This is a genomic window from Pseudomonas sp. EYE_354 (assembly GCF_023148575.1).
Classification (GTDB): Bacteria; Pseudomonadota; Gammaproteobacteria; order Pseudomonadales; family Pseudomonadaceae; genus Aquipseudomonas.
Genome location: NZ_JAHXNQ010000023.1, coordinates 1 through 13,899 on the forward strand (window position 1 = coordinate 1; position 13,899 = coordinate 13,899).

General features: G+C 61.5%; 12 protein-coding genes. 2 read left to right on the plus strand and 10 right to left on the minus strand.

The features are described 5' to 3' along the window. Positions 1-753: 753 nt before the first annotated feature. From KZX66_RS24325 to KZX66_RS24340, 4 genes are all read right to left on the minus strand, one after another. Entirely contained in the window at positions 754-1,131 is a 378-nt protein-coding gene (locus KZX66_RS24325) for a hypothetical protein (RefSeq protein ID WP_248083780.1), read from the minus strand. 54 nt (positions 1,132-1,185) lie between these two features. After that, positions 1,186-1,995 carry a putative RNA methyltransferase gene (locus KZX66_RS24330; RefSeq protein WP_248083781.1) on the minus strand — a complete coding sequence of 270 codons (810 nt, stop codon included), beginning with the start codon at positions 1,993-1,995 and terminating at the stop codon, positions 1,186-1,188. Continuing rightward, positions 1,995-3,146: a succinyl-diaminopimelate desuccinylase gene (dapE, locus tag KZX66_RS24335; RefSeq protein WP_248083782.1), complete on the minus strand. Its 1,152-nt coding sequence runs from the start codon at positions 3,144-3,146 to the stop codon at positions 1,995-1,997. The genes KZX66_RS24330 and dapE overlap by 1 nt, the downstream gene beginning before the upstream one ends. Before the next feature lie 109 nt (positions 3,147-3,255). Beyond that, a complete protein-coding gene (locus KZX66_RS24340) occupies positions 3,256-5,847 on the minus strand; it encodes a glycosyltransferase (RefSeq protein ID WP_248083783.1) in 2,592 nt (863 codons plus the stop codon). A gap of 211 nt (positions 5,848-6,058) precedes the next feature. Between KZX66_RS24340 and tcdA the strand changes: the two genes are divergently transcribed. Then, positions 6,059-6,874 (plus strand): tRNA cyclic N6-threonylcarbamoyladenosine(37) synthase TcdA, encoded by an 816-nt coding sequence (gene tcdA / locus KZX66_RS24345; protein WP_032891671.1) that lies wholly within the window; start codon positions 6,059-6,061, stop codon positions 6,872-6,874. Between the two features lie 3 nt (positions 6,875-6,877). On the opposite strand, the gene KZX66_RS24350 is transcribed toward tcdA, so the two are convergent. The 4 genes from KZX66_RS24350 to KZX66_RS24365 all read right to left on the minus strand — a co-directional run bounded on the left by KZX66_RS24350 (position 6,878) and on the right by KZX66_RS24365 (position 9,992). After that, complete coding sequence (locus KZX66_RS24350) at positions 6,878-7,291, minus strand: SufE family protein (protein WP_248083784.1); 414 nt, start codon at positions 7,289-7,291, stop codon at positions 6,878-6,880. After that, entirely contained in the window at positions 7,288-8,493 is a 1,206-nt protein-coding gene (locus KZX66_RS24355; protein ID WP_248083785.1) for a cysteine desulfurase, read from the minus strand. Before KZX66_RS24355 ends, KZX66_RS24350 begins: the two co-directional genes overlap by 4 nt. Before the next feature lie 70 nt (positions 8,494-8,563). After that, complete coding sequence (gene dapD / locus KZX66_RS24360; protein WP_248083786.1) at positions 8,564-9,598, minus strand: 2,3,4,5-tetrahydropyridine-2,6-dicarboxylate N-succinyltransferase; 1,035 nt, start codon at positions 9,596-9,598, stop codon at positions 8,564-8,566. A gap of 31 nt (positions 9,599-9,629) precedes the next feature. Then, positions 9,630-9,992 carry an ArsC family reductase gene (locus KZX66_RS24365; RefSeq protein WP_017529704.1) on the minus strand — a complete coding sequence of 121 codons (363 nt, stop codon included), beginning with the start codon at positions 9,990-9,992 and terminating at the stop codon, positions 9,630-9,632. A 214-nt stretch (positions 9,993-10,206) separates the two neighbouring features. Between KZX66_RS24365 and KZX66_RS24370 the strand changes: the two genes are divergently transcribed. After that, complete coding sequence (locus tag KZX66_RS24370; protein ID WP_248083787.1) at positions 10,207-11,850, plus strand: Na+/H+ antiporter; 1,644 nt, start codon at positions 10,207-10,209, stop codon at positions 11,848-11,850. Positions 11,851-11,873: 23 nt separating this feature from the next. On the opposite strand, the gene KZX66_RS24375 is transcribed toward KZX66_RS24370, so the two are convergent. Together KZX66_RS24375 and dapC are read right to left on the minus strand one after the other, a co-directional pair. Next, on the minus strand, positions 11,874-12,581 hold the full coding sequence (locus KZX66_RS24375) for a M12 family metallopeptidase (RefSeq protein ID WP_248083788.1): 708 nt from the start codon (positions 12,579-12,581) through the stop codon (positions 11,874-11,876). Positions 12,582-12,696: 115 nt separating this feature from the next. Continuing rightward, positions 12,697-13,896, minus strand: coding sequence for a succinyldiaminopimelate transaminase (gene dapC / locus KZX66_RS24380; RefSeq protein WP_248083789.1), 1,200 nt, complete (start codon positions 13,894-13,896; stop codon positions 12,697-12,699). Between the last annotated feature and the right edge of the window lie 3 nt (positions 13,897-13,899).

Here is a 13,899-nt window from a genome sequence, read left to right on the forward strand (position 1 = left end):
GGGATATCAGCCATTTTTTGATGCACCGATACAACTGGATTCGACCGCACCAATTTAATGGTGGGCTGCCACCGGCTCAGGCCGAAAAAAAACTTAACGTCGTGTCCGGGATTAGTTGACCACTACACCCCGAGCCTAACGACTTCAATGTGGAGGTTCGTCAAAAAGGCTTGGCCTGGTTGGCCAAGCATAATATCCATCTGAATAGTGCCCCTCCTAAAGCTTCAAAATTACCTAGGTATTGGGCGCACTCCAACCTCCAATTGTGGAAGGCGTATTCGGGTACGTGCGCCTATCTGGCTATTTACTTTGAGTGGAGTACTGGGGCGAGTTCAACAGACCATTTCATTGCGAAGTCGACTCGGGCGGGGGACGCCTATGAGTGGGATAACTACCGTCTTTCCTGCTTGGGCGCGAATCGGAGCAAGGGCGCGCATAGTGTGCTGGACCCTATCGGACTCACACCGAATACATTTTTCCTGAACTTGGCGAAGGGAAATATTCGAGTCAATCCTGCGCTGGCTACGTTGCACAAGAAACACGCTCGCAGAACGATGACTCGCCTGAAGCTAAATGCACCTGAACTCAAGGCCGCCAGGGCACGACACTATCAGGAGTATACGGAGCACAAACACCAGAAGACCTTCAAGAAGCTATCACCCTTTGTTTGGTATGAAGCGAATCGACAAGGGTTGTTATAACCCCCTCCCAACAATGCAGGGGTGTCATTGATGTTTGTGCCACGTTCCTTAATTAATGTGTCTTCCAGGTAATCTGCTCTTCGCCGTCCGCACTGATCCGAATCCAGGTGTCGGCACTTTCCTCGCCTTCTTCCTCGACCCACGTCCCCGGCGCGCAGCGCACTTCCACGTTCAGCGCGGCAAATGCGGCGCGGGCGCAGGCGATGTCGTCGTCCCACGGCGTCTGGTCGCTCTCCAGGTACAGGCTGTTCCATTTGCCGACGGCTTTGGGCAGCCAGGTCACGGGCACGTTGCCGGCCTTGCACTTGTAGGTCTGGCCCTTCTGTACCCAGTCGGTGCACGAGCCGAGCGCTTGGGCCAGCCAGGCGGCGATGGCCTTGTAGTCGACGTCAGCGTCCTTCAGGTAAATCTCGATATCGGGTTGGCGCATGGATGTTCCTCGTTGCGGGATTCGAAAATCCATTCGCGGATGCTTAAAAGTCGCTTATTGAAGCACGAAATAGTCGTAGCGCATCGATACGGTGACCTGCAGCGGCTCAGCGGCTTCGATCACCTCGGCGCGCCGTTCGGCGCTGGCGCGCCAGCCGTGCGGTGTCATCGCCAATAGGTTGGCACGGTCCTGAGGCTCGGCCAGGCTCAATGTGAACGTCAGGGTTTCGCTGTGGGCCAGGCTCATGCCTTCGGGGACCAGGGCCAGGTGCTTGTCGTCGGTGTATTCGCGCACCTCGTCGTACAGGCGTTCGCGCAGTTCCATCAGATGGCCGCTGGTGGGGCCGACCTTCATCAAGCCGCCGCCAGGGCTGAGCAGGCGCTTGGCCTCCAGCCAGTCCAACGGACTGAAGACGCTGGCCAGGAACTGGCAGCTGGCATCGGCCAACGGTACGCGGGCCATGCTGGCGATCAACCAGGTCAGCGCCGGCTTGCGCTTGCAGGCGCGCTTGACCGCTTCCTTGGAGATGTCCAGCGCGTAGCCGTCGGCGTGGGGCAGGGCGTCGGCTATTTGGGCAGTGTAGTAACCCTCGCCACAACCGATGTCGACCCAGCGCTGCGGCGCGCGCTCGGCCGCCAGTTCTGCCAGGCGTCTGGCCACGGGGGCGTAGTGCCCGGCGTTGAGGAAGTCGCGGCGCGCCTCGACCATGGCCAGGTTGTCACCCGGATCGCGGCTGTTCTTGTGCTGCACCGGCAACAGGTTCAGGTAACCCTGGCGCGCGCGGTCGAAGCGGTGCCCGGCCGGGCACGCCACGCCATTGTCCACCGCATTGAGCGGAGCGCTGCAAATGGGGCACGCGAGCATCAGGCGAGCAACTTGATCAGGGTTTGGTAGTAGATGTCGGTCAGCACGTCGAGGTCGCTGGCGAGGATGCGCTCGTTGACCTGATGGATCGTTGCGTTGACCGGGCCCAGTTCGACCACCTGGGTGCCGAGGGTGGCGATGAAACGACCGTCCGAAGTGCCGCCGCTGGTGGACGCTTGGGTCTCGCGACCGGTGATCGCCTTGATGCTGGCGGACACGGCATCGAGCAGCGCGCCGGGTTCGGTGAGGAACGGCAGGCCCGACAGCGCCCATTCCACGTGCCAGTCCAGGCCGTGTTTGTCGAGAATCGCCGCGACCCGCTGTTGCAGGCCTTCGACGGTGGATTCGGTGGAGAAACGGAAATTGAACACCGCGGTCAGGTCACCGGGAATCACGTTGGTGGCGCCAGTGCCGGCATTGAGATTGGAGATCTGGAAACTGGTCGGTGGGAAGAACGTGTTGCCGTCGTCCCAATGTTCGGCAGCCAGTTCGGCCAGGGCGGGGGCTGCCAGATGGATCGGGTTCTTCGCCAGGTGCGGGTAGGCCACGTGGCCCTGTACACCGCGCACGGTCAGCGTGGCGCCGAGGGAGCCGCGACGGCCGTTCTTGACCACGTCACCCACCAGCGTGGTGCTCGACGGTTCGCCGACGATGCACCAGTCCAGACGCTCTTTGCGTGCGGCCAGGCGTTCGATCACGGCTTTGGTGCCGTGGTGCGCCGGGCCTTCTTCATCGCTGGTGATCAGGAAGGCGACCGAACCCTTGTGGTCCGGGTAGTCGGCAACGAAACGCTCCGACGCCACCAGCATGGCGGCCAGGCTGCCTTTCATATCGGCGGCGCCGCGCCCGCAGAGCATGCCGTTTTCGTCGATCAGCGCGTCGAACGGGTCGTTCTGCCAGGCCTGCACCGGGCCGGTCGGCACCACGTCGGTGTGGCCGGCAAAGCACAGCACCGGGCCTTCATGCTTGCCGTGGGTGGCCCAGAAGTTGTCCACGTCTTCGATGCGCATCGGCTCCAGCGCAAAACCAGCGTCGCCCAGGCGCTGCATCATCAGCTTCTGGCAATCGGCATCGATCGGCGTGACCGAGGGGCGACGGATCAAGTCGATGGCAAGTTGAAGGGTCGGCGAAAGGTCGGCATGGGCCGTCATGGGGGAAACTCCACAGCTTTATAGATGAGCAGGCAAGGCGCACAAAACGGCCGTTATCTTATAGCAAAACGGCGACCAGAGGCCGCCGTTTAGTGCATTGCGCAAGTTTTTACACAGTGCTTGCAGGCTCCACCGCCACTGCCGGTTTAGGCAACGACGAGAGGAACGCCATGACCAGCGCCGCCACGTACGGGAGCGATTGCACCAGCAGCATCACCACCCAGAAGCGCATGTCATTGCTCGGCAGGCCCTGCACCAGGTAGATCCCCAGCGCCGCGCCCCACAACAGCAGCATGATGAACATTTCTTCGCGGGCTTCGGAAATGGCCACCCAGAAGCCGTGGTTGTCGGCGTTTTTCGGTGTACGGAAGAACGGAATGCTGCTGGTGAAGAAGCCATACAGCACCGCTTTGGCGATGGTGTGGGACAGCGCCAGGCCGGCCAGGGCCGCGCAGAACGCGTCCTTGAGGTTGACGCCTACCGCACGGCGGTACAGGAAGATGATCTTGCCCACCTTGAACACGAACAACGCCAACGGCGGAATCGCGAAAATCAGCAGCGGCGGGTCGACCCGGGTTGGCACGATGATCATCGCCGCCGACCACAACAGTGCGCCGACGGTGAAGAAGATATTCATGCCGTCCGCCACCCACGGCAACCAGCCCGCGAGGAAGTGGTAACGCTGACCACGGGTCAGCTCTGTGTCCTTGCCGCGCAGCAGGCTGGCCGTGTGACGCTTGATGATCTGGATCGCGCCATAGGCCCAACGGAAACGCTGCTTCTTGAAGTCGATAAAGGTATCCGGCATCAAGCCCTTGCCGTAGCTGTCGTGGTAATACGCGGCCGACAGACCTTTCTCGAACACGCGCAGGCCCAGTTCCGCGTCTTCACAGATACACCAGTCGGCCCAGCCCAGCTCTTCAAGCACCGAGCGGCGGGTCATGGTCATGGTGCCGTGCTGGATGATCGCGTCGCGGTCGTTACGGGTGACCATGCCGATATGGAAGAAGCCTTTGTATTCCGCGTAGCAGAGCTTCTTGAAGGTGCTTTCGTTCTGGTCGCGGTAGTCCTGGGGCGACTGCACCACGGCGATTTTCGGGTCGGCGAAGTGCGGCACCATGTGCTTGAGCCAGTTCGGCGACACGCAGTAGTCCGAGTCGATCACGGCGATCACTTCAGCATCCTTGGCCGTATGCGGAAGCAGGTAGTTCAGCGCGCCGCCCTTGAAACCGGCCAGGGGCGCGACGTGGAAGAACTTGAAGCGCGGACCCAGGGTTTCGCAGTAGTCACGCACCGGTTCCCATACCGCCGGGTCTTTGGTGTTGTTGTCGATGATCAGGACTTCGTAGTCCGGGTAATCCAGGGCAGCCAGGGCGTCGAGGGTCTGTTTGACCATCTCGGGTGGCTCGTTGTAGCAGGGCACGTGGATCGACACTTTCGGGCGGTAGTCCGAATCCCCTTCGACCGGCAGGAATTCACGTCGACGCTTGTGGGTCCACACGGCTTCGGCCAGTTCGTGGGCTTCGGTCAGCAACACGATGAACACACCCAGGGCGCCGAGGGCCAGGAGCACGCCCACGGTCACGCTGAACCAGGTGCTGTATTGCTGGCTGTAGTCGTAGCCGATCCACACCAGCACCGAACCGCACAAGAACGCGATAAAGGTCAGGAAGGTACGGCCACGTTGGCGCAGGGATGAGCCGTCGATCATCAACAGGGTCAGCGACAGCAACGCAAGCACGACCGATCCGATCGCCAGCACGCGCCATTGCGGGATCGCCACCACCGGGCCTTCAAAATTGAATTTCTGCTGGCGCGCGGCGTTGAACACGCCCCAATAAGCGCCGGCCGAGCCTTCGTCGCTGACTTTCCACGGCTGATCGAAGGCCTCGATCACGAAGTAGTTGTAGCCTTGGCGATTGAGCTTATTGACCAAGGTACGCAGGTAAATGGCCTGGTCGGCAGGGGAGGTTTCGTTGCCACCGCGCATGCGTCCGTTGCTCGGCCAGCCCACTTCCGACAGCAGTAATTGCTTTTTCGGGAACAGTTTTTTCAGGTCCCTGGCGCGATCGAGTACGTACTGGCCGGCCTTGTCCATGGGAATGAATTCCCAGAACGGCAGGATGTGCGCGGCAATCAGGTCGACGTGCTTGGCCAACTGTGGGTTTTTTTCCCAAATGTGCCATTGCTCAGAGGTGGTCACCGGCACTTTTACGGCGGCGCGCACCCGGTCCAGCAGCACGATCAGTGCCTCTGGGGTGATCTCTTCACGGAACAGCGCTTCGTTACCCACCACCACTCGCACGACACTGCGCGAGTTGTTGGCAATTTCGATAGCGCGTTGGATCTCGCGTTCGTTGCGTTCCAGGTCGGGGCTGATCCAGATGCCCAGGGTCACGCGCAGGCCGAACTCTTCGGCCAGCTTGGGGATATCGCCCAAGGTGCCGTCGACCGAATAGGTACGGATGTTGTCCGTCAGCTTGCTCATGATGGCAAGGTCCTGACGCATCTGTTCGTCGCTGGGGTATTGGTTTTTCTGTGGGTACTGGCCTTGCTGGAACGGCGAGTAGGAAAAACCGGATATCTGCTCAGGCCAGTTGGGAGCGGTGACCGGGCGGTTGATCAGCGCCCAGAAGCCGGTGAACAGCGCGGCAATTGCCAGCACCACCACCAGGTTGAGTCCAAATTTACGCGATGCCATGGTTATGTCGGGTTCCAAAAGGTGTGGAACGAAAAGAGGTGCCGGCCTGCGCCGAACGGCGCGCATCCTACACCGGCCTTTCCCCGAGCGTACAGCGGACAGAGAAAAGCCGGACGTTAGTCAGCGAAAGGCCATCTAAGTTCTTTACTTGTAGCTTGTCGCTTCGAACTTGTCGCTGCGTAGTCCATAATGCGCGCCGGTTTTTGGGGTAATGGTCATGAGTACAGAAGATCCGCGGTTTGCAGGCGTCGCCCGTTTGTATGGCATTGAAGGCCTGGAACGCTTGAAAGCGGCCCATGTGGCGATCGTCGGCGTCGGCGGCGTAGGTTCCTGGGCAGCCGAAGCCATGGCCCGTTGCGGGGTGGGTGAGATTTCGCTGTTTGACCTGGATGACGTCTGTGTCAGCAACAGCAACCGCCAGTTGCATGCCCTGGACAGCACCGTGGGCAAGCCCAAGGTCGAGGTGATGGCCGAGCGCCTGCGCGGCATCAACCCGGACTGCACGGTGCATGCGGTGGCGGATTTCGTCACCCGCGACACCATGGCTGAGTACATCACCCCCAATATCGATTGCGTGATCGATTGCATCGACGCGGTTAACGCCAAGGCCGCGCTGATTGCCTGGTGCAAGCGCCGCAAGATCCAGATCATCACCACCGGTGGCGCCGGCGGGCAGATTGATCCGACGTTGATCCAGGTGTGTGACCTGAACCGCACCTTCAACGATCCCTTGGCCTCGAAAGTGCGCTCAACCCTGCGCCGTGACTACGGGTTCTCGCGCACGGTGACCCGCCATTACAGCGTGCCGTGCGTGTTTTCCACCGAGCAACTGCGCTATCCCAAGCCGGACGGCAGTATCTGTCTGCAGAAGAGTTTTGTTGGCGACGGGGTGAAGCTGGACTGCGCCGGGGGCTTTGGCGCGGTGATGATGGTCACTGCCACCTTCGGCATGGTGGCGGCCACCAAGGCGGTGGACAAGATTGTCGCCGGGGTGCGCCGGCCTTCAGAGCGGGTCAAGCCCGCCTGAGTGTCAGTGTGGCGAGTGGCTGAGTTCGCGCATGCGCTGCAGGACGGCATTCAAGCCGTTGCTGCGCGACGGCGACAGCTGGCGTGAAAGCCCGAGTTGATTGAACCAGTCAGGCAAGTCGACCGCCTGCAACTCGGGCGCCGACAATCCGTTGACCCGCGCCAGCAGCAAGGCCACCAAGCCCCGAATCATCCGCGCCTCGCTGCTGGCGGCAAACTGCCAATGACCCTGTTCCAGGCGCCCGACCAACCACACCAGACTTTCGCAGCCCTGCACCAGGTTGGCATCGACCTTGTCGTCATCCGCCAATACCGGAAGCCGTTCGCCCCATTGCATCAGCAAGCGGGCGCGTTGTTCCCAACTGCCGACGGCCTGGAAGGTTTCCAGTGCCGCGATTGCGTCGACCGGCAGGCTCATCGCAGCATGTCCAGGGCTTGGTCCAGTGCCTCGAAAAAACGTTCCAGGTCGTCGGAATCGTTGTAGAGCGCCAGGGACACACGGATCGCCCCCGACAACTGCAGCGCCTTGAGCAGCGGCATCGCGCAGTGGTGCCCGGCACGTACGGCAATGCCTTGTTCGGTCAGCAGGTGCGCGAGGTCGGCGTTATGCACGCCCTCAACCACGAAGCTGACCAATGCCGCCTGCGGTGCGCCCAGCACGCGCACGCCGTTGCGCGCTTTCAAACCGCGTAACAGGTAGTCGTGCAGCGCGGCTTCATGGGCGATGACGGCCTGCTGATCCAGTGAGCTCAGGTAATCGAGGCTCGCGCCTAAGCCGATCACGCTGGCAATCGGCGGCGTGCCGGCTTCAAAGCCCAATGGCGCGGGGCGAAAGCTTGCGCTGTGGTAGTCCGCCTGCTGCACCATTTCGCCGCCGAACTGCCAGTGACGCAGGTGGTGCAGGCCGTCGTTGCGCCCGTAGAGCACGCCGACGCCATCCGGGCCGTAGAGCTTGTGACTGGAAAATACATAGAAATCGCAGCCCAGGGCCTGTACGTCGTGGCGGCCATGGACGATGCCTTGGGCGCCATCGATCACACTCAGGGCACCGTAGGCTTTGGCCAGGGCCAACAGTGCTTCAAGCGGTTGCCAGGTGCCGAGCACGTTGGACAACTGGCTCACCGCCAGCAGGCGCGTGCGCGGCCCGATCAACGCGGTGGCGGCGTTTAAGTCAATCACACCGTCATCATCCAGAGGCAATACCACCAGCGTGAGTGCGCGGCGCTTGGCCAGTTGCTGCCAGGGCAGCAGGTTGGCGTGGTGTTCCAGGGCGCTGATAACAATTTCATCGCCCGCATTGAATAAGTGCTCAAGGCCATAGGCCAAGAGGTTCAGCGCAGAGGTCGCGCCGTGGGTGAAAACGATTTGCCCGGTGTCGCCTGCATTGAGCCACTGCGCGACCTTGCTGCGGCTGTCCTCGAACGCCTGGGTCGCGTGAGCCCCCGGCAAATGCTGGGCGCGGTGCACATTGGCTGCGCCATTGGCGTAGTAATGGCTGATGGCATCCAACAAGGCTTGGGGTTTTTGCGTGGTGGCGGCGCTGTCCAGATAGGTCTGGTCTTGCCGTTGCAGGGTGGCGATGGCCGGAAAATCGGCGCGCCAGGGGGAGGGCACAAGCATGGTGTTCAAAACTCGTATAAGCGAGCCGCCCCCCGCAGGGCGCGGCTCGCTAGTGGCATCGAGTGGCTGCTTAGTTGTGAGCGTGCAGCGCTTCGTTCAGTTCGATGGCCGATTTGTGGGTTTTGCACTCCACGGCACCGGTCTCGGAGTTACGACGGAACAACAGGTCCGGCTGGCCGGCCAGCTCACGCGCCTTGACCACTTTGACCAGTTGGTTCTGCTCGTCGAGCAGGGCAACTTTGGTGCCGGCCGTGACGTACAGGCCCGACTCCACGGTATTGCGGTCGCCCAACGGGATGCCGATACCGGCGTTGGCGCCGATCAGGCAGCCTTCGCCCACCTTGATCACGATGTTGCCGCCGCCCGACAGGGTGCCCATGGTGGAGCAACCGCCGCCCAGGTCCGACCCCTTGCCAACGAACACGCCTGCCGAGACACGGCCTTCGATCATGCCCGGGCCTTCGGTGCCGGCGTTGAAGTTGACGAAACCTTCGTGCATCACGGTGGTGCCTTCGCCCACGTATGCGCCCAGGCGCAGACGCGCGGCGTCAGCGATACGCACGCCGGCCGGGACCACGTAGTCGGTCATTTTCGGGAATTTGTCCACCGAGAACACTTCCAGCAACTCGCCACGCAGGCGTGCTTCCAGTTGGCGCTCGGCCAATTCGCCGATGTCGATCGCGCCCTGGCTGGTCCAGGCCACGTTCGGCAGTTGCGGGAACACACCGGCCAGGTTCAGGCCGTGGGGCTTGACCAGACGATGGGACAGCAGATGCAGCTTGAGGTAGGCCTCTGGGGTGGAGGTCAGTGCGGCGTCTTCGGCCAGCAAGGTGGCGACCAGCGGCGTGTGGCTTTCGGCCAGACGGCTCAGCAAAGCAGCCTGGGCGGTGTCGACGCCTTTGAGGGCGTCAGCCAGTTGCAGGGCCTGGGTCACGGTGAAGGTGATGGCCTGGTTGCCCTCGGTGTAACCAAGGATCGGCGCAATGGCGGCGACGATTTCAGCCGACGGGTTAAGCAACGGTTGTGCGTAAAACACTTCCAGCCAAGCACCTTGGCGGTTCTGAGTGCCGACGCCGAAGCCCAGGCTGAACAGGGAATTGGACATGCTGTTACCTCTAAAAATATGGAAGGCTGGCCTACTTGAGGGCCGCCGAATAACTTTCTGGCTTGAAGCCAATCAGGGTTCTGTCACCGAGATCGAGCACCGGGCGCTTGATCATCGAGGGTTGTGCGAGCATCAATTCAATGGCTTTCGACTGATCGAGATCGGCTTTGCGTTCGTCTTCGAGTTTGCGAAAGGTGGTGCCCGCACGGTTCAAAACCACCTGCCAACCGTGCTCATTGCACCATTGGGTCAAGTGTTCGCGGTCGATACCGGCCGTTTTGTAGTCGTGGAACTCATAGCTCACAGCGTGTTCATCGAGCCAGGTGCGCGCCTTTTTCATGGTGTCGCAGGCTTTGATGCCGAAAAGGTGCAAGGTTTTGCTTGAAGCGGTCAAGGAATTGCCCCCTTTTGGACGTATGAAAATGAAAGGTTACGGATTATGCCATGACCAGCGGGTTTGGGTGCCGTTCGTCCCGCGTCATGCGACGTTTGTGCAAAAGCCAGCGCGCAGCATAGATGGGTAACATAGCCGGGTAATATGGCACTTCAACGGCCAGTTGTTGCCTGATGTGTGTTGTTGCGAGTCGATTGTCCGGGAAACCCGCTTTATGCAAACCGCTTACACCGTTCTTATCCTGCTGATGCTGGTCAGCGTTTCGCGCCTGGTCGGGCGTGTCATCCCGCTGCCGTTGCCCCTGGTGCAGATTGCCGCCGGCGCACTGTTGGCCTGGCCCTCGCTTGGCTTGCACGTGGCGCTGGACCCGGAGCTGTTCCTCTTTCTGTTCCTGCCGCCCTTGCTGTTCTCCGACGGTTGGCGCATGCCCAAGCGTGAGTTGTGGCGTCTGCGCGGGCCGATCTTGACGCTGGCGGTGGGGTTGGTGCTGTTTACCGTAGTCGGCGCCGGTTATTTCATCCATTGGCTATTGCCAGCGATCCCCTTGCCGGTGGCCTTCGCCCTGGCGGCTGTGTTGTCGCCGACGGATGCCGTGGCGGTGTCAGCCATTTCCCAGAATCGCCTGCCAAAGCCGTTGATGCATATGCTTCAAGGCGAAGCATTGATGAATGATGCCTCGGGCCTGGTGACCTTCAAGTTCGCCCTGGCAGCGGCGTTGACCGGTGTGTTTTCCCTGGCGGATGCCAGCCTGACGTTCGTGTTGGTTGCCGTGGGCGGCCTGGCCGTCGGGGTGGCGCTGAGCTGGCTGGTCGGCCGGCTGCGTGCCTGGATGATCGCCCGCGGTTGGGACGACCCGGCGACACACGTGGTGTTCATGTTGCTGTTGCCGTTTGCCGCCTATGTGCTGGCCGAGCGTCTGGGCGCATCGGGCATTCTGTCGGCGGTGGCCGCCGGCATGATGCAGAGCTGGCTCGACCTGCTGCCACGCCAGACCAGCACCCGCCTGCTCAACCGCAGCGTCTGGTCGTTGCTGGAGTTTGCGTTCAACGGCCTGATCTTCCTGCTGTTGGGCTTGCAGCTGCCGGACATCATCAAGGCCGTGGCCAGCCATGAGCCGACGCTGTGGCCGACCCTGATGTATCGCTGCCTGGATGTGGTCGCAATCTTCCTGGTACTGGTGGTACTGCGTTTTATCTGGGTGCAGAGCATCTGGCGGCTGTCGGGCCTGTTGCGGCGCCTGCGTGGGAAAAGTGAGCTGACGCTTGTGCCGACTGCCCGTTCCTGCTGGCTGTTGACCGTCGGCGGTGTGCGCGGTGCGGTGACGTTGGCCGGTGTCATGTCGGTGCCATTGCTGTTGGCGCCGGGCCAGGCTTTCCCCGAGCGTGATCTGCTGATCTTTATCGCGGCCGGGGTGATCCTGTTGTCACTGGTGGCGGCCTGCATTGCCTTGCCGTTGCTGTTGCGCGGTATCGAACAGAGCCCCGATGAAAAACGCCACAACGAAGTGCGCGAGGCTTGGAAAAAGACCGCCGTGGCGGCGATCCATGCCCTTGAAGCTGAAGAGCCTGCCGGAAGTGAAGCCCCGGACGCCGCCCAGGCCGCACTGGCCGCCGAGCTCAAGGCGCGGTTGATGTCGGAATATCGCCATCAGTTGGACGTATTCAACGACTCGGCCGAAGCCCAGGCGCTGGCGCAGCAGATGGACCTGCTTGAGCGTAAATTGCGCCTCAAGGCCCTGCGTGCCCAGCGCCTGGAGTTGTACAGCCTCAGCCGTCATCACCAGATCGGTGATGACGTGTTGCGCGAAGTGTTGGCGGATCTGGATATGAGTGAGGCGAATCTGGGCGTGATGAAATAGCGGCCAGCCGGCGTTGTACTGCGTCAGCGGGTCAGTCTGTACAGTTTACGTGCGATAGCTTTGTCGCCGTCAGAAAGCCAGTTGTTGGCATCGACACCTTTGCCGTCGTGGGTGATGTAGCCGGGGTACGCGTAATGCATGACGGATTTACTGTCATAGGTTGTGACCCCCAGATGATCACCAACCGGCAGTTCCAGAATCTGGCTATAGACGAGTGCTTTGGGAAAATTGTCGCTGGCATAAGCCTTGTAGACAGCCTCTTTTTTCCAGTTGATGGTGTGCTCGGGGTTCTGGTGTTCATGCAGCAGTCCCAGGGCATGTCCGAACTCGTGCAAAACCGTTGCGCGGAATGTCTTCGAGTCATCGTTGCGGTCCAAATGCATCGTGGGCTCGCTCAGGGGGACGTTGTCCGCGTCGGTGCCAATCACGGACCAGTCTCCTTTCAGGCCTTCGTCATCTGAAATGCGGATATCACCCTCTCTGCCGCTGACGATGCGAAATTGCAGGGCCGGAGTGTTGTGGGCCCACTCCCGGATGGCATCCACCACCAGGGCGGAGCTTTTTTGATCTCGCAGGTCCAAGGCAACCGTAATGACGCCGGGCGGCCAGAGCCTGCGGGTGTCGGCCAGTCCTCTTTTTGCCCGTGAGGCGCCGGCAGGGGCTGGCGGTTCGTTGTCGGCGGGGGACGGGGTGGACGGGGGGGTGCCCGAGTTTTGGGATGTCACACGCATAGGGTCTACTCTTTGGGAGGAATACGCCGAGTAGTGGCAAGCGCGGGACATTGGGTTCCCTGTGCTATCGCACTGGGCGCCCGCACTGCAATGCACAGTGCGGGTTTTTCAGGGATTACGACTTGCGCTGAATAAATGCACGAATCCGCTCAGCCGCTTCCACGCACTCGGCCAACGGTGCAACCAATGCCAGGCGGACTCGGCCGGCGCCAGGGTTGAAGCCCTCCACTTCCCGCGACAGGTACGAGCCGGGCACTACGGTCACGTGTTCTTCCACGAACAGGTCACGGCAGAAGGCGGCGTCGTCGCCATTCACATTCGGCCACAGGTAAAAGCCACCGTCGGGGTGCTGCACATCCAGCACCGGCTTGAGGATCGCCAGCACCGCGTCGAACTTCTCGCGATACAGGTCGCGGTTCGCCAGTACGTGGGCTTCGTCCTGCCAGGCCGCGATGCTGGCGAGCTGGGTTTGCACCGGCATCGCGCAGCCGTGGTAAGTGCGGTACAGCAGGAAGGCCTTGAGGATATCGGCGTCGCCGGCCACAAAACCGGAGCGCAGGCCGGGCAGGTTGGAGCGCTTGGACAGGCTGTGGAATACCACGCAGCGCTTGAAGTCCTGGCGACCCAGCTCGACGCAGGCGCTCAGCAAGCCGGGCGGCGGGGTTTGTTCATCGAAGTACAGCTCGCTGTAGCACTCGTCGGCAGCAATCACGAAGTCATATTCATCGGCCAGGGCGATGAGTTTTTTCAGGGTGTCGACCGGGATCAATGCGCCGGTCGGGTTGCCGGGGGAGCACAGGAACAGGATCTGGCAGCGTTTCCAGATGTCCGGGGTGACGGCATCAAAGTCCGGGTTGAAGCCGTTCTCATCCAGGCACGGCAGGTAATGCGGTTTGGCCCCTGCCAGGAACGCCGCACCTTCGTAGATCTGGTAGAACGGGTTCGGGCTGACCACCAGAGCGTCGTCGCCACGGTTGACCACGGTCTGAGTGAAGGCGAACAGCGCTTCACGGGTGCCGTTGACCGGCAGGATATTGCGCGCCGGGTCCAGCCAGCCCTTGGGCACGTTGAAGCGACGTTCGCACCAGGCTCCAATGGCCTCGCGCAGCGCCGGGATGCCCAGGGTGGTGGGGTACACCGCCATTTGGTCGAGGTTGCTGCTCAGCGCTTCGGCCACGAACGTCGGCGACGTATGCTTGGGCTCGCCGATGGACAGGGCAATCGCTCGCTTGTCCGGGTTTGGCGTGACGCTGCCCAGCAGGGCGCGCAGTTTCTCGAACGGGTAGGGCTGCAGCTGGTTCAGGGCGTTGTTCATCGG